Raw genomic sequence first — 20,046 nt, 5'->3', positions numbered from 1 at the left:
AGGGCCGAAATAAAGCGGCCGGACACCAGCCGCCGCCAGGTCGTCGACGACCGGCGACGAGCGCACATGCATGGAGGACGTGACGTGGCGAACGACGCCAGCACCGTTTTCGACCTAGTGATCCTCGGCGGCGGTAGCGGCGGTTACGCCGCGGCGCTGCGCGGAGCGCAGCTGGGCCTGGACGTCGCACTGATCGAGAAGAACAAGCTCGGCGGCACCTGCCTGCACAACGGCTGCATCCCGACGAAGGCCCTGCTCCACGCCGGCGAGGTCGCCGACCAGGCGCGCGAGGCGGAGCAGTTCGGTGTCAAGGCCTCTTTCGAGGGCATCGACATCAAGGCCGTGCACAAGTACAAGGACGACGTGATCTCGGGCCTGTACAAGGGCCTGCAGGGTCTCGTCGCCTCCCGCAAGGTGACGTACATCGAGGGGACCGGCCACCTCTCCTCCCCGACCTCCGTCGACGTGGACGGCCGTCGCGTCGAGGGCCGTCACGTCCTCCTGGCCACCGGCTCCGTGCCGAAGTCCCTGCCCGGCCTGGAGATCGACGGCAACCGGATCATCTCCTCGGACCACGCCCTGACGCTGGACCGGGTCCCGGAGTCCGCGATCATCCTCGGCGGCGGCGTCATCGGCGTCGAGTTCGCCTCGGCGTGGAAGTCCTTCGGCACCGACGTGACGGTCATCGAGGGCCTGAAGCACCTCGTCCCGGTCGAGGACGAGAACAGCTCGAAGCTTCTTGAGCGCGCGTTCCGCAAGCGCGGCATCAAGTTCAACCTCGGCACCTTCTTCCAGTCCGCCGAGTACACCGACAACGGCGTCAAGGTCACCCTGGCCGACGGCAAGACCTTCGAGGCCGAGGTCCTCCTGGTCGCCATCGGCCGCGGCCCGGTCTCCGCCGGTCTCGGTTACGAGGAGCAGGGCGTCGCGACGGACCGCGGCTACGTCCTGGTCGACGAGTACATGCGCACCAACGTGCCGACGATCTCGGCCGTGGGCGACCTCGTCCCGACGCTCCAGCTCGCGCACGTCGGCTTCGCGGAGGGCATCCTCGTCGCGGAGCGGCTCGCGGGTCTGAAGCCCGTGCCGATCGACTACGACGGCGTGCCGCGGGTGACGTACTGCCACCCCGAGGTCGCCTCCGTCGGCATCACCGAGGCCAAGGCCAAGGAGATCTACGGCGCGGACAAGGTCGTCGCCCTGAAGTACAACCTCGCGGGCAACGGCAAGAGCAAGATCCTCAAGACCGCGGGCGAGATCAAGCTCGTCCAGGTCAAGGACGGTGCCGTGGTCGGCGTCCACATGGTCGGTGACCGCATGGGCGAGCAGGTCGGCGAAGCGCAGCTGATCTACAACTGGGAGGCGCTGCCGGCCGAGGTCGCGCAGCTCATCCACGCCCACCCGACGCAGAACGAGGCTCTCGGCGAGGCCCACCTGGCCCTGGCCGGCAAGCCTCTGCACTCCCACGACTGACGCTCACGTCATCACAGGGCGCGACGACCACTTTCCGCAATTCGTTAGGAGCAACTGAAACCATGTCGGTTTCCGTAACCCTGCCGGCGCTCGGCGAGAGCGTCACCGAGGGCACCGTCACCCGCTGGCTCAAGGCCGAGGGCGAGCGCGTCGAGGCCGACGAGCCGCTGCTCGAGGTCTCGACCGACAAGGTCGACACCGAGATCCCCGCCCCCGCATCGGGCATCCTGGCCTCCATCAAGGTCGCCGAGGACGAGACGGTCGAGGTCGGCGCCGAGCTGGCCATCATCGACGACGGCTCCGGCGCCCCGGCCGCCGCTCCGGCTCCGGCCGCCGAGGCTGCTCCGGCCCCGGCCGCCGAGGCCGCTCCGGCTCCGGCCGCCGCCCCGGCCCCCGAGGCTCCGCAGGCCGCCCCGTCCACCGAGGTCCAGGAGCCGGCTCCGGCCCCGACCGCCGAGGCCGCCGCCGGTGCCGGGTCCGCCCAGGGCACCGACGTCGTCCTGCCCGCGCTGGGCGAGTCCGTCACCGAGGGCACCGTCACCCGCTGGCTGAAGTCGGTCGGCGAGACCGTCGAGGCCGACGAGCCGCTGCTCGAGGTCTCCACGGACAAGGTCGACACCGAGATCCCCGCCCCCGCCTCCGGCGTTCTCCTGGAGATCGTCGTCGGCGAGGACGAGACCGCCGAGGTCGGCGCCAAGCTGGCCGTCATCGGTGCCGCGGGTGCCGCTCCGGCCGCCGCCCCGGCTCCGGCCGCCCCGGCCGCCCCGGCTCCGGCCCCCGCGCCGGTGGCCCCGGCCGCTCCGGCCCCGGCTCCGGCCGCTCCGGCCGCCGCCGCCCCGTCGATCGCCCCGGCCGTGGTCACCCCGGTGCCGGCGGCCCCCGCCGCCGCACAGCCGGCGGAGGACGGCGCCTACGTGACCCCGCTGGTCCGCAAGCTCGCCACCGAGAACGGTGTCGACCTGGCGTCCGTCAAGGGCTCCGGCGTCGGCGGCCGCATCCGCAAGCAGGACGTCCTCGCGGCCGCCGAGGCCAAGAAGGCCGCCCCGGCCCCCGCCGCCGCTCCGGCCGCCGCGGCGCCGAAGGCTCCCGCCCTGGAGGCCTCCCCGCTGCGCGGTCAGACCGTCAAGATGACCCGCATGCGCAAGGTCATCGGCGACAACATGATGAAGGCGCTGCACGGCCAGGCCCAGCTGTCCTCGGTCGTCGAGGTCGACATCACCAAGCTGATGAAGCTGCGCGCCCGTGCCAAGGACGCGTTCGCCGCCCGTGAGGGCGTCAAGCTCTCCCCGATGCCGTTCTTCGTGAAGGCGGCGGCCCAGGCGCTGAAGGCCCACCCGGTCATCAACGCCCGGATCAACGAGGACGAGGGCACGATCACGTACTTCGACTCGGAGAACATCGGCATCGCCGTGGACTCCGAGAAGGGCCTGATGACCCCGGTCATCAAGGGTGCGGGCGACCTCAACATCGCCGGCATCTCGAAGGCCACGGCCGAGCTGGCCGGCAAGGTCCGCGCCAGCAAGATCACGCCGGACGAGCTGTCCGGTGCGACCTTCACCATCTCCAACACCGGTTCGCGCGGTGCGCTGTTCGACACGATCATCGTGCCGCCGAACCAGGTCGCCATCCTGGGCATCGGTGCCACGGTCAAGCGTCCGGCCGTCATCGAGACCGCCGAGGGCACGGTCATCGGCGTCCGCGACATGACCTACCTGACGCTGTCCTACGACCACCGCCTGGTGGACGGCGCCGACGCGGCCCGTTACCTGACGGCCGTCAAGGCGATCCTGGAGGCCGGCGAGTTCGAGGTCGACCTCGGTCTCTGATCCGTCGTCCGAGGCGCAACGTAACGAGCCTCACCTGCGGCGCCCCCGTCCGGAAGTGTTTCCGGACGGGGGCGCCGCCGTATTGTCTAAGGGTCAACACTCCCCGAGGAGCCGCTTCATGACCGTCCCCGTCGTCCACTCGCTGCGCGAGCAGATCCGCGAGCACATCGTGGAGGGGATCGTCAGCGGTCGCTGGAAGCCGGGCGAGCGGATCGTGGAGCGCCGGATCGCGACCGAGCTGGAGGTCTCCCAGACGCCCGTCCGCGAGGCGCTGCGCGAGCTGGAGTCGCTGCGGCTGATCGAGTCGGCGCCCAACAAGGGCGTCCGGGTCCGCAACCTCACCGCGGCCGACCTGGAGGAGAGCTACCCCGTACGGGCCGGTCTGGAGCAGATCGCGGCCGAGCTGGCGGCCGGCCGGCTCGCGACGGACTGCTCGGCCCTGGAGCCGCACGTGGCGGCCCTGTACGAGGCGGACGCGGCCTCGGACGGGACGGCGCAGGTCCGGCACACGGTGGCCTTCCACCGGGAGCTGGTGAAGGCGGCCGGGAACGGCGTCCTGCTGCACACCTGGGAGACGCTGGGCATCGAGGTCTTCACGGCCCTGTCGATCCGCTGGCTGGGCACGGTCCAGAAGTCGTACGCGGAGGAGCACCAGGAGCTGGTGGAGGCCTTCCGGCGGGGCGACCCGAACATCGGCGCCCTGGTGAAGGCGCACGTCCTGGGCTGCGCGCCGCGCGCCTGAGGCCGGGCCCCGAGACCCCCGCGAGCCCCGTCGTCCGACGGGGCTCCGCTCATTCGTGCGAGCACTTCCTCAGACAGCTCCTCCCACCTGCGGAAACCCTTCGAAAACAAGGCACCGGGTGCCCGTTTTCGCGGCACCCTGTGCCGACTTTCTCGATCTGAAGAGGTTTTCCGCTTCAACCCTTTGATCGATCATCGATCGCCGGTTTACAGTCTTCGGCGGGCCGTCACCCGGCCCTTCGCCCTGTCCTGCCAGACAAGGCCCCCTTATCTCCACCCCCATCTGTCCGGAAGGCGGCGATCATGACCGATCCCGTAGGCAAGATTCCGAGCGAGCTCGACCAGCTCCCGGACCGTGACACCGAGGAGACCGCCGAGTGGGCGGCCTCCCTGGACGCCGTCACCAAGGCCGCCGGCCCCCACCGGGCCGCCTACCTGATGCGCCGTACCCTCCAGCACGCCGAGGGCGCGGGCCTGGCCCTCCCCAAGCTCCTGGAGACCGACTACGTCAACACCATCCCCACCTCCGCCGAGCCCTCGATCACCGAGTTCGGCGGCGACGAGGAGATGGAGCGGAAGATCACCGCGTGGAACCGCTGGAACGCGGCCGCGATGGTCACCCGCGGCTCCAAGCACGGCGTCGGCGGCCACATCGCCACCTTCGCCTCCGCGGCCTGGCTCTACGAGACCGGCTTCAACCACTTCTTCAAGGGCAAGGAAGCCGACGGTTCCGGCGACCAGCTCTACATCCAGGGCCACGCCTCCCCCGGCATCTACGCCCGCGCCTTCCTCGACGGGCGCCTGAACGAGGTCCACCTCGACAACTTCCGGCAGGAGTCCGGCGGCAACGGCCTGCCCTCCTACCCGCACCCGCGCCGTCTCCCCTGGCTGTGGGAGTTCCCCACCGTCTCCATGGGTCTCGGCCCGCTCTCCGCGATCTACCAGGCGCGCTTCAACCGCTACCTGACCAACCGCTCCATCAAGGACGTCTCCGCCTCGCACGTGTGGGCGTTCCTCGGTGACGGCGAGATGGACGAGCCCGAGTCGACCGCGGCCCTCGCCCTGGCGGCCCGCGAGGGTCTGGACAACCTGACCTTCGTCATCAACTGCAACCTGCAGCGCCTCGACGGCCCGGTCCGCGCCAACTTCAAGATCGTGCAGGAGCTGGAGGCCCAGTTCCGCGGCGCCGGCTGGAACGTCGTGAAGTCGCTGTGGGGCAACGCCTGGGACGAGCTGTTCGCGCTCGACACCACCGGCGCCCTCGTCCGCCGCCTCCGCGAGGTCCCGGACGCGCAGGTCCAGACGTACCAGACCCGCGACGCCGCCTACATCCGCCAGGACTTCTTCGGCAAGGACCCGGCGCTCGTCGCGATGGCGCAGCTGCTGAGCGACGACAAGATCCTGGAGTGCTTCCACCTCTCCCGTGGTGGTCACGAGCCGCGCAAGGTGTACGCCGCGTACAAGGCCGCCCTGGAGTTCAAGGGCGCGCCGACGGTCATCCTGGCGCAGACCGTCAAGGGCTTCACCCTGGGCGAGGGCTTCGCGTCGAAGAACGCGAACCACCAGATGAAGAAGCTCACGACGGACGAGTTCAAGAACATGCGTGACCTTCTTGAGCTGCCCATCTCGGACGACCGGTTCGTCGACGGCCAGGTCCCCTACGGCCACCCGGGCGCCGACTCCCCCGAGGTCCGCTACCTCCAGGAGCGCCGCGCGGCCCTCGGCGGCCCGGCCCCGGCCCGGCGCACCCATGCGCTCGCCCCGCTGCCGGCCCCGGCCGACAAGGCGTTCGCCGCCTTCGACAAGGGCTCCGGCTCGCAGTCGATGGCCACGACGATGGCGTTCGTGCGCCTGATCAAGGACCTGATCCGCGACAAGGAGACCGGCAAGCGCTGGGTCCCGATCGTCCCGGACGAGGCCCGCACCTTCGGCATGGAGTCGCTGTTCCCGTCGCTCGGCATCTACTCGCCGAAGGGCCAGACGTACGAGCCGGTCGACCGCGACCAGCTGATGTACTACAAGGAGGCCGTCAACGGCCAGATCCTGAACGAGGGCATCACCGAGGCCGGCTCGATGGCCGACTTCATCGCCGCGTCCACCGCGTACTCCACGCACGGTGAGGCGATGATCCCCTTCTACATCTTCTACTCGATGTTCGGCTGGCAGCGGACCGCCGACCAGATGTGGCAGCTCGGCGACCAGCTCGGCCGCGGCTTCCTCGTCGGCGCCACCGCCGGCCGCACCACCCTGACCGGCGAGGGCCTCCAGCACGCCGACGGCCACTCCCCCGTCATCGCGGCCACCAACCCGGCGGCGCTGACGTACGACCCGGCGTTCGCCTACGAGGTCGCGGTCATCGTCAAGGAGGGTCTGCGCCGGATGTACGGCGAGGCCGCCGAGGGCGAGGACCAGAACGTCTTCTACTACCTCACGGTCTACAACGAGCCGATGCCGCAGCCGGCCAAGCCGGCCGGCGTCGACGAGGGCATCGTCAAGGGCCTCTACCGCTTCAACACGGCGGAGTCGGCCGGGGTGGAGCTGCCCGCCAACGCCCCGCGCATCCAGCTGCTGTCCTCCGGCACGGCCATCCACTGGGCCCTGGAGGCGCAGAAGCTGCTCGCCGCCGAGTGGGGCGTGGGCGCCGACGTGTGGTCCGCCACCTCCTGGACCGAGCTGCGCCGCGACGCGCTGGAGGCCGACGCGGCCCTCCTGCGCGGCGAGGAGCGGACGCCGTACATCCGCACGGCCCTGGAGGGCGTCGACTCCCCGGTCCTCGCGGTCTCCGACTACATGCGCCAGGTCCCGGACCAGATCGCGCAGTGGGTCGAGCAGGACTACACCTCGCTGGGCGCCGACGGCTTCGGCCTCTCGGACACCCGCGAGGCGGCCCGCCGTCACTTCGGCGTCGACGCCCAGTCGATCGTCGTCGCGGCCCTGGCCCAGCTGGCCCGCCGCGGCGAGGTCCAGGCGACGGCCGTGAAGGAGGCGCGCGAGCGCTACGGCCTGTAAGGGCTCCGATCCGCCCGAGGGGCCCGCCTCCGCACGTGCGTGCGGAGGCGGGCCCCTCGGCGTGTGCGTAGGGCAGTCTGGTGGGCATGCGTGCCGCCCGTCTCATCAAAATGGTCCTGCTGCTCCAGAACCGGCCGTCCATGACCGCCGCCCAGCTCGCCGCCGAGCTGGAGGTGTCGGAGCGGACCGTGACCCGGGACGCGCTCGCCCTGTCGGAGGCGGGGGTGCCGGTGTGCGCGGACCGGGGACGGGCCGGTGGGTACCGGCTGGTCGGCGGGTACCGGACCCGGCTGACCGGGCTCGGGCGCGGCGAGGCGGAGGCGCTGTTCCTGTCCGGACTGCCGGGCGCGCTGCGGGACATGGGTCTTGAGGACGCCGCCTCGGCGGCCCGGCTGAAGGTGTCGGCGGCGCTGCTGCCCTCGCTGCGGGACGCGCACGAGTCGGCGGCGCGGCGCTTCCACCTGGACGCGCCGGGCTGGTACCAGGAGCCGGAGACGCCGGAGCTGCTGGCGGCGGTGGCGGAGGCGGTCTGGGACGACCGGTGGGTGTCGGCCCGGTACCGGCGCGGGGACGGCGAGGAGGTGGAGCGGGAGCTCCAGCCGTACGGCCTCGTCCTGAAGGCGGGCGTCTGGTACGTGTGCGCGCGCTCGGGTTCCCCGTTCCGCACGTACCGGGTGGACCGGTTCACGGCGGTGGCCGTGGGCGAGGCGCGGTTCGACCGGGACCCGGACTTCGACCTGCCGGTCTTCTGGGAGGAGCGGTCGGCGGAGTTCGCCCGTTCCCTGCTCCGCACGGAGGTGGTCGTGCGGCTCTCGGAGGCGGGCGTCCGCCGGCTGCCGTACGTCACGGACCGGGCGGCGGCCGAGGGAGCGCTGGCGGCGGGGACCGCCGAGGGCGGTCTCGTGCGGGTCGTCCTGCGGGTGGAGAGCGAGGAGGTCGCCTTCGGCCAGCTGCTCGGGCTCGGCCCGGAGGTGGAGGTGCTGGCCCCGGCCGCGCTCCGGGAGCGGTTCGCGGAGGCGGCCCGGGGCCTGGCGGAGCTTTACCGGTAGTCGGCCACGTCCGGCGTCCCGGTCTCGCTCGCGCCGATGAAGCCCCAGGCGTCGGGGCGGGAGCCGTCGGCGTCGGTGAAGCCGTACTCGCCGGCCAGCTGCGCGCTGGAGAGGGACCGTCCGGTCCAGCGGTGCCGGTCGGGGTCGGCGGCGAGGGCGGCGACGGCCCGGCCGACGTAGACCGGTGACTCGGAGACGCCGAAGTCGGGGATCTTCTCGGTGGCGTCGCGCCAGTTCTCCTCGGTGACGCCGAAGCCGGCGAGCATCTGCTCCGACCTGAGCCAGCCGGGGGTGACGACGACGGCGGTGCCGCCGTACTCCTCCAGCTCCCGGGCGAGGCCGAAGGCCATCCGGATCGGGGCGTTCTTGGCGAGGTCGTAGTAGAGGTTCTCGCGGAAGTGGGTGCTGTTGTACGCGGCGGTGCCGTCGGTGACCTCGACGACGAGCCCGCCGGGGTTGCGGATCAGCAGCGGGACCGCGAGGTGCGAGGTGATGGCGTGGGTCCGCACGCCGAGTTCGAGCATGCGGAGGCCGCCGGCGAGGTCGAGCTCCCACGTCTTCTTGCCGAAGGAGGGGCCGACGAGGTGCTCGCCGCCCCAGACGTCGTTGACGAGGACGTCGAGCCGGCCCCGCTCGCGGTCGATCCGGTCGACGAGGGCGCGGACCTGGTCGGGGTCCAGGTGGTCGGTGGGGACGGCGATCCCCTCGCCGCCGGCGGCCGTCACCAGTTCGGCGGTCTCCTCGATGGTCTCCGTGGCGCGGCCGACCTCGCTGACCTTGTCGCGGGTGGTGCGGCCGGTGACGTACACGGTGGCGCCGAGGGTGCCGAGCTGGACGGCGATGGCCCGTCCGGCGCCCCGGGTGGCCCCGGCCACCAGGCAGATCCGTCCGCGCAGGGGGGTGGTTTCAGTCGTCATGGGCGTCAGCCTGCCAGGGAAACCGGACATCTTCTGTCTGGTTTCATTTCGGGCTTTCCGGGTGCGTCGGGCTCGGGGAGCCACGATGCTGGAGCGGTGATGGACGAGACGGAGTTCTGGGAGCTCATCGACACCACCCGCGAGGAAGCCGAGGGCGACCCCGAGGAGCAGGCCGATCTGCTCGTGGAGCGGCTGACCCGGCTCGACCCCGACTCGGTGCTCGACTACGCGCGCCATTTCGAGGCCCGCTTCAACCGCGCGTACCTCTGGGACCTGTGGGGTGCGGCGGCCGTCCTCTTCGACGGGGCGGCCGAGGAGACCTTCGACTCGTTCCGTTGCTGGCTGATCGGCCAGGGCCGGGAGGTGTACGAGGGGGCCGTGCACGATCCGGACGCGCTGGCGGAGCTGCTCGGCGACTTCGACGTGGAGATCGACGGGGACGGGGAGGAGATCGGCTTCGCCGCGGACGAGGCGTACGAGCAGCTGACCGGTGGCGAGACCCCCGACCTGGGCATTCCGATGCCGGGAGGGGAGCCGCTGGGCACCCCTTTCGACCTGGGTGACGACGACGTGCTCGCGGCCCGCTTCCCCCGGCTGTGGGAGCGCTTCGGGGCGGGGTAGGGCCCGGGGCGCGGACGGGGGATCCGCGTCCCCGGGTGGTTCAGCCGAGCTGGAGCCGGGGGTTCTCCTGGCCGAGGATCATGTCCGTGCGCGGCTGGAGCGCCGGGAAGAGCTGCTCGGGCTGCGGGATCGCCCAGTACTTGCCCTCGGCGACCATCTCGAAGACCCGTGCGGCGTGCTCCTCGGGCGTGAGCCCGTGCTCGTCGGCGAGGCTCTGCAGCTGTTCGCCGAAGGCGGCGATCTCCGGGGGCGCGTTCTCGTCGGGGCGGGCGGCCCTGAAGATCTCGCTCCTGACCGAGCCGGGCGTCACGACGGACACCTGGATCGGGGCGCCCTTCATCAGCATCTCGTAGTGCAGCGACTCGGTGAGGGCGAGCGTGCCGAACTTGGTGACGCTGTACGGCGCCATCAGCGGGCTCGGCAGCATGCCGCCGATCGAGGAGACGTTGACCACCCAGGCCTTCTCGCCGCGCTCCAGCATGCGCGGCACGAAGGCCCGGACGCCGTTGACGTACCCGCCGATGTTGACCCGGAGCACGGCGTCCCAGCGGTCGGCCGGGATCTCCCAGGAGTAGCCCATGGCCATGATCCCGGCGTTGTTGACGAGCAGGTCGACCGCGCCGAACCGGGTGTACGCGGTGTCGGCGAGGGCCTCGACGGAGGCGGGGTCGGCGACGTCGGTGACGACGGCCGTGACCTCGGCGCCGGTGGCCGACAGTTCGCCGGCGAACCCGGCGAGCCGCTCGGCGGCGATGTCGGCGAGGACCAGCTTCATGCCGAGCCCGGCGGCGTGCCGGGCGAGGCCGGCGCCGATCCCGGAGGAGGCGCCGGTGATGACGGCCGTACGACCGCCGAAGACCTCGGCGGCGGTCATCAGAAGTGGGTCCCGCCGTCGATGCGGACCTCGGTGCCGGTGATGAACTTCCCGTCCTCGGAGGCGAGCATCGCGACGACGCCGGCGACGGTCTCGGGGCCGGCGAAGCCCTGGCCGAGGGCGGGGGCGAGCTTGCCGAAGAGGGACCAGTCGGTGTCCTCGGGCAGGCCGGGGCCCATGGACTGCCTGGAGGCGCCGGAGCCGTCGGTCATGCCGGAGGAGATGGAGCCGGGCTGGACGGCGGTGAAGCGGATGCCCTGCTTGGCGTACTCGGCGGCGAGCGCGTGGGTCATGGACTGGATGCCGCCCTTGCTGGCCGCGTAGGCCGCCATGTAGGGGTGGGCGAACATCGCGGAGGTGGAGGAGAAGTTCACGACGGCGGAGCCGTTGCCCTCCAGGAGCGCCGGCACGGCCTCGCGGATCATGAGGAAGGTGCCCGTGAGGTTGATCCGGATCACCTGCTCGAAGGAGTCCAGGGTCGTCTCGTGGGTGTGCGAGGAGCGCAGGATGCCGGCCGCGTTGACCAGGACGTCCAGGCCGCCGAGCGCCTCGACGGCGGCGGCGACGCCGGCCCGCACGGAGGCCTCGTCGGCGATGTCCACGACGACGGTGGTGAGGCGGTCGGCGGCGTCGCCGGCCTTGGCGACGGTGTCCTTGAGGCCGTCCTCGCTGATGTCGGCGGCGACGACCCGGCCGCCCTCGGCGAGCATGCGCAGGACGGTGGCCTGGCCGATGCCGGAGCCGCCGCCGGTGATGAGGGCGCGGCGTCCTTCGTAACGGGTCAGCTGGTTCATGGCGGCAACCTCTCGATGTCAAGCTTTCCGGGGAATGCCGCCACCGTACGCCGATGTGGCACGTTTTGCCATAGCTGCACGTCATGCATACGTGGCCGTCGCAGGCGTACGCTTCCTGGGTGAGCACCAAGCCCGAGGGCGCCGCGCCCCCCACCCCCTCGCTGACGGAACGCCGCAAGGCCGCCACCCAGCTCGACATCGCCCGCGCCGCCGCCGAGCTCTTCACCGAGCGCGGCCCCGACGGCACCACGGCCGAGGAGATCGCCCGGCGGGCCGGCGTCGCCCTGCGCACCTTCTACCGCTACTTCCGCTCCAAGCAGGACGCCGTCGCCCCCCTCCTCGCGGGCGGCGCCGACCGCTGGCGGGAACTGCTCGCCGCGACGGAGCCGGGCGCCGGCGTGCCCGAGGCCCTGGAGCGCTCGATCGCCGCGTCGCTGACCCCGGAGACGGAGGCGGAGGCGGAGGGCCTGCGCTGGACGCGCGGACTGCTGCGGGCCGCCGCCGAGGACCCCGCCCTCCGGGCCGTCTGGTACCGGGTCAACCAGGAGTCCGAGGAGCGGCTGCGCGAGGTCGTCGCCGGGCTCGCCGGGCCGGAGGCCGACCTCCTGGAGGTGCGGCTCGCGGCGGCGGCGGCCACCGACGCCATCCGGATCGCCCTGGAGAGCTGGGCGGAGACGGACGCCCCGGAGCGCGGGGAGGGCGCGCCGGCCGCGCTCGCGGTCCGCTGCCTGCGCGAACTGATGGGCGGCATGCGGCTGTTGCGGGACGCGTGACGGGGCGCGCCGGGCCGGGAGCGACCGGGGGACGGCTGTCGCGGGCTCTCAGCGGACCAGCGACCGGCCCATGAGGACGTCGTCCACGTACGCCCCGTCGAGGAGGATCTCCCCCGGCAGCACGCCCTCGACCACGAAGCCCTCGGAGGCGTAGAGCGCGCGGGCCGGGGCGTTGTGGCCCAGGACCCGCAGGGTGATCCGTACGGCGCCCTGCTCCCGGGCCCGGTCCATGGCGGCCCGCAGCAGCGCCCGTGCGACGCCCTTCCCCCGGGCGGACCCGGCGACGGCGAGGCCCTGGATCTGACGGACATGGGCGGTGGCGGCCAGCGGGGTCGGCGGCACCACCCGGACGAAACCGACGACCGTCCCGTCCCGCACCGCCACGAGGTAGTCCCCGGGCAGGTGGCGCGCGTCGAAGAAGGGCTTGCCCGGCTCCGGGGCCGGCAGCACGGCGTGGAGCGTCGACCAGGTGCTCCGGTCCAGCTCCGCGAGCGCGGCGTCGTCGTCCTGCACGGCGGTGCGTATCTGCGTCTCCGACACGATCATGACGGCCACTGTGCCACGCACCGGCCGGGGAGGGCAGGATGGTGCGCATGCAGCGTTCCGCCACTCGCAAGCGCGTCGCCGTCACCGGCGCCTCCGGCCTCATCGGCTCGGCCCTGGTCCGCTCCCTGCGCGCCGACGGGCACGACGTCCTCCGCCTCGTCCGCCGCCCCGCCCGCACCGCCGACGAGGTCGAATGGGACCCGAAGCGGCTGTACGTGGACGCCGCCGGGCTCGTCGGCGTCGACGCCGTCGTCCACCTGGCGGGCGCCGGCGTCGGCGAGCGCCGCTGGAGCGAGGCGTACAAGAAGGAGATCCGGGACAGCCGGGTCCTCGGCACGACGGCGATCTCCCAGGCGCTCGCCTCGCTCGCCGACCCGCCGGGGACGCTGGTCTGCGGCACGGCGCTCGGCTGGTACGGGGACACCGGCACCCGCGCGGTGGACGAGAGCGCCCCCGCCGGCACGGGCTTCCTGCCCTCGGTGTGCGTGGAGTGGGAGGCCGCGGCCGCCCCCGCCGAGGAGGCCGGCATCCGGGTCGCCTACGCCCGTACGGGCCTGGTGGTCGCCCGCGAGGGCGGTGCCTGGGGACGGCTCTTCCCCGTCTTCCGCGCGGGGCTCGGCGGACGGATGGGGGACGGCCGGCAGTACTGGTCGCACATCTCCCTCCACGACGAGGTGGCCGCGCTGCGCCACCTCGTCGACACCCCGTCCCTCTCGGGTCCGGTGAACCTGACGGCCCCCGAGCCCGTCACCAACCGCGAGGTGACCGCGGCGATGGGCCGCGTACTGCGCCGCCCCACGCTCTTCACCGTGCCGGCCCCCGCCCTGAAGATCGTCCTCGGCGACTTCGCCCAGGACGTGCTGGGCAGTCAGCGGGTGCTGCCGGGGCGCCTGTTGGAGACCGGTTTCGACTTCGCCTTCCCGTCGATCGACGACTCGATCCGGGCCGCCCTGCGCTGACGCCCCCTCCCCCGCGAGGGCTCCCGCGCTCCCCCGTGCTGCGTGCACCCCGGCACGCGCGGGCCGACTTCCGCGGGAGCGCTGCCTAGGCTCGATGCCCACGGTTCGATACGAACGCGAACTTGGGCGTTCCGGAGGCCTGTTGGGGGCATAACGCCTCCCACCGGCGGCGCCGACCTGGGGAGGGGCACGTGCTCAGTACCGCAACCAGCGCACAGCACAGGGACGTCGTGGAGACCGTCGACGTCGTCATCGTAGGGGCCGGGATCGCGGGGCTGGCGGCCGCGCACCGGCTGACCTGCGCCGGGCTCGCCGTCGCCGTCCTGGAGGCGGAGCCGCGGGTCGGCGGCCGGCTGGCCACCGACCCCGTCGGCGGCTTCCTGCTCGACCGGACGGGCCCGCTGCTCACGCTCTCGCCCGAGGACCTCCGCGCCACCCCGGGGCTCGCCGGGCTCGCGCTGCGTCCGTTCGCCCCCGGCGTGCTCGTGCACAGCGACGGGCGGTACGCGCGGTGGGCGGTCCCGCACCCGCGCCGGACGGCCGGCCACCGGGGCGGTGGGGTCCACCGGGGCGTGGGGGGAGCGTTCAGCGTGGCGCGCGCCCTCGCGAGCGCCCCCCGCAATCCGGCCGCCTCGCTCGACCAGGCGCGGCTCGGCGCCTCTCTCGTCCGGCTCGCCGCGACCCCGACCGCGCGCCTGCTCGCCCGCCCCGAACGGACCGCCCGCGAGGCCCTCACCGCCCGGCTCCCCGCCCGGACCGTGCAGGGCGTGCTGCGGCCGCTGCTCGCCGCCCTCCTCGCCGACCCGGACCTCGGCATGTCGAGCCGTCAGGCGGACGTGGCGCTGCGGGCCTTCGCCCGCGGGCGGCCCGCAGTCCCCGAAGGCGGCTCGGCGGCGCTCCCCGAACGGCTCGCCGCCGTGCTGCCGCCCGGCACGGTCCGCACCGGCGTCCGGGTGACGGACGTGTCGGTCTCCCGGGTCAGGACCGCCGAACACGGCGTCCTCGGCTGCCGCTCCGTCCTCCTGGCCACGGGCGCGCGCACGGCGGCGGAGCTGCTGCCGGGCCTGCGCGTCCCCGGCTTCCACCCGGTGACCGTCCTGCACCACACGGCGCCCGTGGCGCCCACCGCGGACCCCACCCTGCTCCTGGAGTCCGACCCCGGCGGGCCGGTGGCCCACACGGCCGTGATGAGCGCGGTCGACCCGTCCCGGGCCCCGGCCGGGAGGGCCCTCGTCACCTCCACGGTCCTCGGGACGCCCCCGGACGACACGGAGCGGCGGGTCCGCAAGCACCTGGCCACCCTGTACGGCACGTCCACGGACGACTGGGAGCTCCTGGCCCTCCACCACACCCGGGACGCGGTCCCGGCGGTGCCGCCGCCGCACGACGCGGACCGGCCGGTCCGGCTGCTCGCGGGTCTCTACGTGTGCGGGGACCACCGGGACGCGGGGACGGTGGCGGGTGCGCTCAGGTCCGCGGCCCGCGCCACGAAGTCCCTCCTGACGGACCTGGGCGTCCGCCCCCGCCTGACGGCGGGCAGCTCGGCGGCCTGACACCGCGCGGCACCGCCCCGCCGAGGCGCGGCGTCAGCCGAGGGCCGCCACGCGGTCCCGGTACGTGCGGGCCGCCGCCGCGTCGCGGTACGGCTCCAGGCGTCGCTCGAAGTCCCGGACGTACTCGACGGCCCGCGCCGACCGCATCTCCGACGCCTGCTGCGCCGCCTCCGCGCCCAGCGCGCACGCCTGCTCCAGTTCGCCGAGGGCCAGGCGCGAGGTGGCGAGGACGACCCGGCAGAACAGGCGGCTGCGGGCGAAGCCGGGCGCGCGGAGCTGGAGCGCGCGCTCGGCGTGCTGCGCGGCGGTCCGGTACTGCTGGAGGTCCCGGTGGCAGTGCCCGAGCTCGTCGGCGAGCTGCGCCTCGTCGAAGTGACGGGCCCAGTAGGGCACCTCGTCGCCGGGGCGGGCCGCTTCGAGGGCCCGCTCGGCACGGACCAGGGAGGCGCTGCAGACCCGCGCCTCGCCGAGGACGGCGTGCCCGCGCGCCTCGACGGCGTGCAGCATCGCCTGGACGACGGGCGGGGCGGCGGGGCCGACGCCCTGCTGGGCGACCCGGGCGAGCTGGACGGCCTCGCGGCCGTGGCCGAGGTAGACGGCCTGGCAGCTCATGGTGAGGAGCACGTACGAGCCGTAGGCCCGGTCCCCGGCCGCCTGGGCGAGGCGCAGCGCCTGGACGAAGTACCGCTGCGCGAGGCCGTGGGCGGCGATGTCGTACGAGGTCCAGCCGGCGAGCCGGGTGAGGTCGGCGGCGGCGGCGAAGAGCCGGCGGCCGGTGGACTCCCCGTACGTGCCGCGCAGCATGGGCTCGGCCTCGTGCTCCAGGTAGCGGACGAGGGCCTGGCGGGCGTGGCCGCCGCCGTAGGCGTGGTCGAGGGTGCGGAAGAGCTCGCCGACGGAGCGGAGGGCGGCGATGTCGCCGCTGGAGACCCGCTGGCCGGGGCCCCTGTCCGTGCCGCGCTGGCGGGGCACGGAGAAGCGGCCCTGGGGCGGCACCCGGGGGTCCTGCGCGGCTCCGGCGGGGGCGCCCGGCGGGCGGGCGGCCGGGCCGGGGGCGGGCTCGCCGCGGGCGACCCGGTCGTCGGCGCGGCCGATCAGCCAGTCGCGGCTGGGGACGACGAGGCCGGCCGGGGTGAAGGCGATCTTGCGGAGTTCGGCGTGGCTGCCGGAGTCCTTGCGCCACAGACCGCTGACGATGTCGACGGCTTCCTCGGGGGTGGCGGCGAACTCCAGGCCCGCGTAGACCGGCGCACAGGCGTCGAGGCCGAGGTCCTGGGCGGAGAGGCGGCGGCCGAGGCGGCGGGTGAAGACCTCGGCGATGAGGGCGGGGGTGGTGCCGCGCGGCTGCTGACCGCGGAGCCAGCGGGTCACGGAGGTCTTGTCGTACCGCAGGTCCAGCCCGTGTTCCAGACCGAGCTGGTCGACCCGTCTGGCGAGCCCCGCGTTGGAGAACCCGGCTTCGGCGATGAGCGCGGCGAGCTGGCGGTTCGGGATGCGCTGCGGTGGTCGTTCCGTCATCAGCTGTGCGGTCTCCTGCCTTCCGGGTCCGGGCGGCAGCCCCGTCGGACCCTCATGGAACGGCGCGAATTTAGCGGTCTCCACGGCCCGTACCGCCAGCTTCGCCCCACATTCATCCGATCGTGTGAGGATTGACGGCACCGCTGACGTAGGCGCCCCCGTCCACCTGCCGGAGGACCGTCCCCGGCGCCGCCGTACAGTGGCATGGGCGCGAATGACGCATGGTGCCGAGCCGGCCCGGGATGATCCCCGGTCCCCGGCCTCCGGCACCCAGGAGGAGGCATGGCCGTGAGTGAGCTGCGATTCGTCCGCCTGGGGTTCGGCGAGGAGTCCGTCGACTACCAGGTGGCCTGGGACAAGCAGCGCGAGGTGCACGCCGCGCGGTTCGCCGACGAGATCGACGACACCTGTCTGCTGCTGGAGCACCCGCCGGTCTACACGGCCGGCCGGCGCACGCAGGAGAACGAGCGGCCGCTGGACGGGACGCCGGTGGTGGACGTGGACCGGGGCGGCAAGATCACCTGGCACGGCCCGGGCCAGCTGGTCGGCTACCCGATCATGAAGCTGCCCCGCCCGGTGGACGTCGTCGCGCACGTGCGCCGCCTGGAGGAGGCCCTGATCCGCACGGCCGCCGAGTTCGGCGTGGAGACCACGCGGATCGAGGGGCGCAGCGGGGTCTGGGTCCTCGGCGACCCGGTCGAGCGGCGGCCGTCGATCGGCGGCCTCTCCCTCGACTTCGACCCCCGGCTGAACGACGAGGAGTTCGACCCGCGCCTCAACGGTCCCGAGTACGCCCCGTCCAACGCCGGCCAGCGCCGCGAGGACCGGAAGCTCGCCGCGATCGGCATCCGGGTCGCCAAGGGCGTCACCATGCACGGCTTCTCGTTCAACGTGAACCCGGACAACACCTGGTTCGACCGGATCATCCCGTGCGGCATCCGGGACGCGGGCGTGGCCTCGCTCGCGAACGAGCTGGGCCGGGACGTCACGATCGAGGAGGTGCTCCCGGTCGTGGAGAAGCACCTGCGGGACGTACTGGAGAACGCGGAGCTGAAGCCGCGGGAGATCGAGCGGGCCTCGGCCTGAGGAATGCCGGGCTCTGGCCACGGGTTGGCCAGGCGTAGAGCAAGGCATGGAAGCAACGGGCGTACCCTGGTGTGCGCCGAAGAATCGAAGCTACAGGAGCCGATGTGTCCGCAGTCGCCCCCGACGGACGCAAGATGCTGCGCCTGGAGGTCCGGAACGCCCAGACCCCCATCGAGCGCAAGCCCGAGTGGATCAAGACCCGCGCGAAGATGGGTCCCGAGTACACGAAGATGCAGGGCCTCGTGAAGAGCGAGGGCCTGCACACGGTCTGCCAGGAGGCGGGCTGTCCCAACATCTTCGAGTGCTGGGAGGACCGCGAGGCGACCTTCCTCATCGGCGGTGACCAGTGCACCCGGCGCTGCGACTTCTGCCAGATCGACACGGGCAAGCCCGAGGCGCTGGACCGTGACGAGCCGCGCCGCGTGGGCGAGTCGGTCGTCACGATGGACCTGAACTACGCCACCATCACGGGCGTCGCGCGCGACGACCTGGAGGACGGCGGCGCCTGGCTGTACGCGGAGACCGTGCGCCAGATCCACCGGCAGACGGCGGACCGCGCCGAGGGCCGCACCAAGGTCGAGCTGCTGGCCCCCGACTTCAACGCGGTGCCGGAGCTCCTGAAGGAGGTCTTCGACTCCCGCCCGGAGGTCTTCGCGCACAACGTCGAGACCGTCCCGCGGATCTTCAAGCGGATCCGTCCGGGCTTCCGCTACGAGCGCTCCCTGGACGTCATCACCCAGGCCCGCGACTACGGTCTGGTCACGAAGTCGAACCTGATCCTCGGCATGGGCGAGACCCGCGAGGAGATCAGCGAGGCGCTCCGGCAGCTGCACGACGCGGGCTGCGAGCTCATCACGATCACGCAGTACCTGCGCCCCTCGGTCCGGCACCACCCCGTGGAGCGCTGGGTCAAGCCGCAGGAGTTCGTGGAGCTGAAGGAGGAGGCCGACGCGATCGGCTTCTCCGGCGTGATGTCGGGCCCGCTGGTCCGCTCCTCGTACCGCGCGGGCCGGCTGTACCAGCAGGCGATCGAGAAGCGCGGCGCGGTCGACAACGCCACCCAGGCGGTCTGAGCCCGCCCGGGCTCGTGTGAATCGCCGCACAAGTAGTTACCGGCCGGTACCGGCCGGATCGGACGCGGTCCGTACACCCCCGCAGCTCAGGGGAGCGTACGGGCCGCGTCGGCGTCCGTCCGGTCCTCCACATGGCCGCATCAACGTTTCATCAGTGTTTGACCACCGGGTCACGCCCTGGTAACACCGATCTGTGAGCCTGGTTTCACTCACCGCCACCACCCGCTCACACCCCCACCTCGTCTCACCCGCAATCGAGGGAGGACCCCGACATGCCGGCCGCATCGACGCACGTCCGCGTCACCGCGATCCCGTCCGTCACCGACGCCCTGAAGGCCGTGGAGGCACTGCTCCTGGGCGCCGGCCAGCGCACCGCGCGGCGGAACGCCTGGAACTCCGTCCTGGAGGACCGCCGCCGGGCCAAGGACCGGGTGGAGGCCCAGCACGTGATGGAGGCCGCGTCGGGTCGGGCTTCCCGGGCCACGTAAACTTCTGGGCATGGCGAGGAAGGCAAACACGGGCAGCGCTGACGCTGCGAACCCCGGGCGACTGAAGCAGATCGCCCTCACGTACCAGATGACCCGGAAGGCCGACCCGAAGGTCGGTCTGGTCGTCGCGGGCGTGGGCATCGGCGTACTCGGTGTCCTCCTCGCGATCGGCTTCCTCATCGGTCACCCGGTCTACCTGGGCATCCTGGGCTTCGTCCTGGGTCTCCTGGCCGCGGCCATCGTCTTCGGGCGGCGCGCCGAGCGCGCGGCCTTCGGGCAGATGGAGGGCCAGCCGGGCGCGGCGGCGGCGGTGCTGCAGAACGTCGGGCGCGGCTGGACGACGACCCCCGCGGTCGCGATGAACCGCAGCCAGGACGTCGTGCACCGCGCGGTCGGCCGGGCCGGCATCGTGCTGGTGGCCGAGGGCAACCCGAACCGGGTCAAGACCCTGCTCGCGGCCGAGAAGAAGCGGATGAGCCGCGTCGTGATGGACGTGCCGGTGCACGACATCGTCGTCGGCGACGGCGAGGGCCAGGTGCCCCTGAAGAAGATCCGCACGACCATGCTCAAGATGCCCCGCGTGCTCACCGGCCCGCAGGTGACCGCCGCCAACGACCGGCTGCGGGCGATGGGCGACCTGATGAGCAACATGCCGCTGCCGAAGGGGCCGATGCCGAAGGGCATGCGGATGCCGCGCGGCGGAAAGATGCGCTGAGACCCGACCTGACGAGAAGGGCCCCGGACCG

Annotated in this window: 18 protein-coding genes; 13 read left to right on the top strand and 5 right to left on the bottom strand. The window is 72.9% G+C overall.

The genetic code is table 11. The annotated features are described in order from the left end of the window. Positions 1 to 84 precede the first annotated feature (84 nt). From lpdA to ACFYUZ_RS02650, 5 genes are all read left to right on the top strand, one after another. On the top strand, positions 85 to 1,473 hold the full coding sequence (lpdA, locus tag ACFYUZ_RS02670; RefSeq protein ID WP_093876468.1) for a dihydrolipoyl dehydrogenase: 1,389 nt from the start codon (positions 85 to 87) through the stop codon (positions 1,471 to 1,473). A 62-nt stretch (positions 1,474 to 1,535) separates the two neighbouring features. Further along, complete coding sequence (gene sucB / locus ACFYUZ_RS02665) at positions 1,536 to 3,299, top strand: 2-oxoglutarate dehydrogenase, E2 component, dihydrolipoamide succinyltransferase (RefSeq protein WP_389305642.1); 1,764 nt, start codon at positions 1,536 to 1,538, stop codon at positions 3,297 to 3,299. Positions 3,300 to 3,417: 118 nt separating this feature from the next. After that, positions 3,418 to 4,041 carry a GntR family transcriptional regulator gene (locus ACFYUZ_RS02660; protein WP_030691858.1) on the top strand — a complete coding sequence of 208 codons (624 nt, stop codon included), beginning with the start codon at positions 3,418 to 3,420 and terminating at the stop codon, positions 4,039 to 4,041. A 302-nt stretch (positions 4,042 to 4,343) separates the two neighbouring features. Then, positions 4,344 to 7,049: a pyruvate dehydrogenase (acetyl-transferring), homodimeric type gene (gene aceE / locus ACFYUZ_RS02655; protein WP_389305640.1), complete on the top strand. Its 2,706-nt coding sequence runs from the start codon at positions 4,344 to 4,346 to the stop codon at positions 7,047 to 7,049. Between the two features lie 86 nt (positions 7,050 to 7,135). Next, positions 7,136 to 8,098: a helix-turn-helix transcriptional regulator gene (locus tag ACFYUZ_RS02650; RefSeq protein ID WP_389305638.1), complete on the top strand. Its 963-nt coding sequence runs from the start codon at positions 7,136 to 7,138 to the stop codon at positions 8,096 to 8,098. Here the strand turns inward: ACFYUZ_RS02650 and ACFYUZ_RS02645 are convergent. After that, the gene (locus tag ACFYUZ_RS02645) at positions 8,089 to 9,015 is read right to left on the bottom strand and encodes an SDR family oxidoreductase (RefSeq protein WP_389305636.1); all 927 of its coding nucleotides are present in this window, start codon (positions 9,013 to 9,015) and stop codon (positions 8,089 to 8,091) included. The genes ACFYUZ_RS02650 and ACFYUZ_RS02645 overlap by 10 nt on opposite strands. A 99-nt stretch (positions 9,016 to 9,114) precedes the next feature. Between ACFYUZ_RS02645 and ACFYUZ_RS02640 the strand changes: the two genes are divergently transcribed. Next, a complete protein-coding gene (locus tag ACFYUZ_RS02640) occupies positions 9,115 to 9,636 on the top strand; it encodes a DUF4240 domain-containing protein (RefSeq protein ID WP_389305634.1) in 522 nt (173 codons plus the stop codon). A 40-nt stretch (positions 9,637 to 9,676) separates the two neighbouring features. On the opposite strand, the gene ACFYUZ_RS02635 is transcribed toward ACFYUZ_RS02640, so the two are convergent. Together ACFYUZ_RS02635 and ACFYUZ_RS02630 are read right to left on the bottom strand one after the other, a co-directional pair. Beyond that, positions 9,677 to 10,510: an SDR family NAD(P)-dependent oxidoreductase gene (locus ACFYUZ_RS02635; RefSeq protein ID WP_389305632.1), complete on the bottom strand. Its 834-nt coding sequence runs from the start codon at positions 10,508 to 10,510 to the stop codon at positions 9,677 to 9,679. Next, positions 10,510 to 11,304: an SDR family NAD(P)-dependent oxidoreductase gene (locus ACFYUZ_RS02630; RefSeq protein ID WP_389305630.1), complete on the bottom strand. Its 795-nt coding sequence runs from the start codon at positions 11,302 to 11,304 to the stop codon at positions 10,510 to 10,512. Before ACFYUZ_RS02630 ends, ACFYUZ_RS02635 begins: the two co-directional genes overlap by 1 nt. A 119-nt stretch (positions 11,305 to 11,423) precedes the next feature. Between ACFYUZ_RS02630 and ACFYUZ_RS02625 the strand changes: the two genes are divergently transcribed. Then, entirely contained in the window at positions 11,424 to 12,077 is a 654-nt protein-coding gene (locus ACFYUZ_RS02625) for a TetR family transcriptional regulator (RefSeq protein ID WP_389305628.1), read from the top strand. Positions 12,078 to 12,125: 48 nt separating this feature from the next. Here ACFYUZ_RS02625 and ACFYUZ_RS02620 read toward each other — a convergent pair whose 3' ends face one another. Further along, entirely contained in the window at positions 12,126 to 12,623 is a 498-nt protein-coding gene (locus ACFYUZ_RS02620) for a GNAT family N-acetyltransferase (protein ID WP_389305626.1), read from the bottom strand. A gap of 38 nt (positions 12,624 to 12,661) precedes the next feature. Between ACFYUZ_RS02620 and ACFYUZ_RS02615 the strand changes: the two genes are divergently transcribed. Both ACFYUZ_RS02615 and ACFYUZ_RS02610 read left to right on the top strand, forming a co-directional pair. Further along, the gene (locus ACFYUZ_RS02615) at positions 12,662 to 13,582 is read left to right on the top strand and encodes a TIGR01777 family oxidoreductase (RefSeq protein ID WP_389305625.1); all 921 of its coding nucleotides are present in this window, start codon (positions 12,662 to 12,664) and stop codon (positions 13,580 to 13,582) included. Positions 13,583 to 13,773: 191 nt separating this feature from the next. Then, positions 13,774 to 15,135 carry an FAD-dependent oxidoreductase gene (locus tag ACFYUZ_RS02610; RefSeq protein ID WP_389305623.1) on the top strand — a complete coding sequence of 454 codons (1,362 nt, stop codon included), beginning with the start codon at positions 13,774 to 13,776 and terminating at the stop codon, positions 15,133 to 15,135. A 33-nt stretch (positions 15,136 to 15,168) separates the two neighbouring features. Here the strand turns inward: ACFYUZ_RS02610 and ACFYUZ_RS02605 are convergent, their stop codons facing one another. Further along, positions 15,169 to 16,653, bottom strand: a complete 1,485-nt coding sequence (locus tag ACFYUZ_RS02605; RefSeq protein WP_389305621.1) for a regulator — start codon at positions 16,651 to 16,653, stop codon at positions 15,169 to 15,171. A 288-nt stretch (positions 16,654 to 16,941) separates the two neighbouring features. Here ACFYUZ_RS02605 and lipB point away from each other — a divergent pair, with 288 nt between their 5' ends. The 4 genes from lipB (at position 16,942) to ACFYUZ_RS02585 (ending at position 20,015) form a co-directional block, all read left to right on the top strand. Beyond that, entirely contained in the window at positions 16,942 to 17,739 is a 798-nt protein-coding gene (lipB, locus tag ACFYUZ_RS02600; RefSeq protein WP_389305619.1) for a lipoyl(octanoyl) transferase LipB, read from the top strand. 104 nt (positions 17,740 to 17,843) lie between these two features. Next, complete coding sequence (gene lipA / locus ACFYUZ_RS02595) at positions 17,844 to 18,812, top strand: lipoyl synthase (protein WP_389305617.1); 969 nt, start codon at positions 17,844 to 17,846, stop codon at positions 18,810 to 18,812. 272 nt (positions 18,813 to 19,084) lie between these two features. Continuing rightward, a complete protein-coding gene (locus ACFYUZ_RS02590; protein WP_030691846.1) occupies positions 19,085 to 19,300 on the top strand; it encodes a hypothetical protein in 216 nt (71 codons plus the stop codon). A gap of 10 nt (positions 19,301 to 19,310) precedes the next feature. After that, positions 19,311 to 20,015 (top strand): DUF4191 domain-containing protein, encoded by a 705-nt coding sequence (locus ACFYUZ_RS02585; protein WP_389305615.1) that lies wholly within the window; start codon positions 19,311 to 19,313, stop codon positions 20,013 to 20,015. The last annotated feature ends 31 nt before the right edge of the window (positions 20,016 to 20,046 follow it).

This window comes from Streptomyces sp. NPDC004266, assembly GCF_042874095.1.
GTDB lineage: Bacteria > Actinomycetota > Actinomycetes > Streptomycetales > Streptomycetaceae > Streptomyces.
The sequence above is the reverse complement of the archived record's forward strand: the minus strand, read 5'-3'. Positions and strand labels throughout refer to the sequence as shown.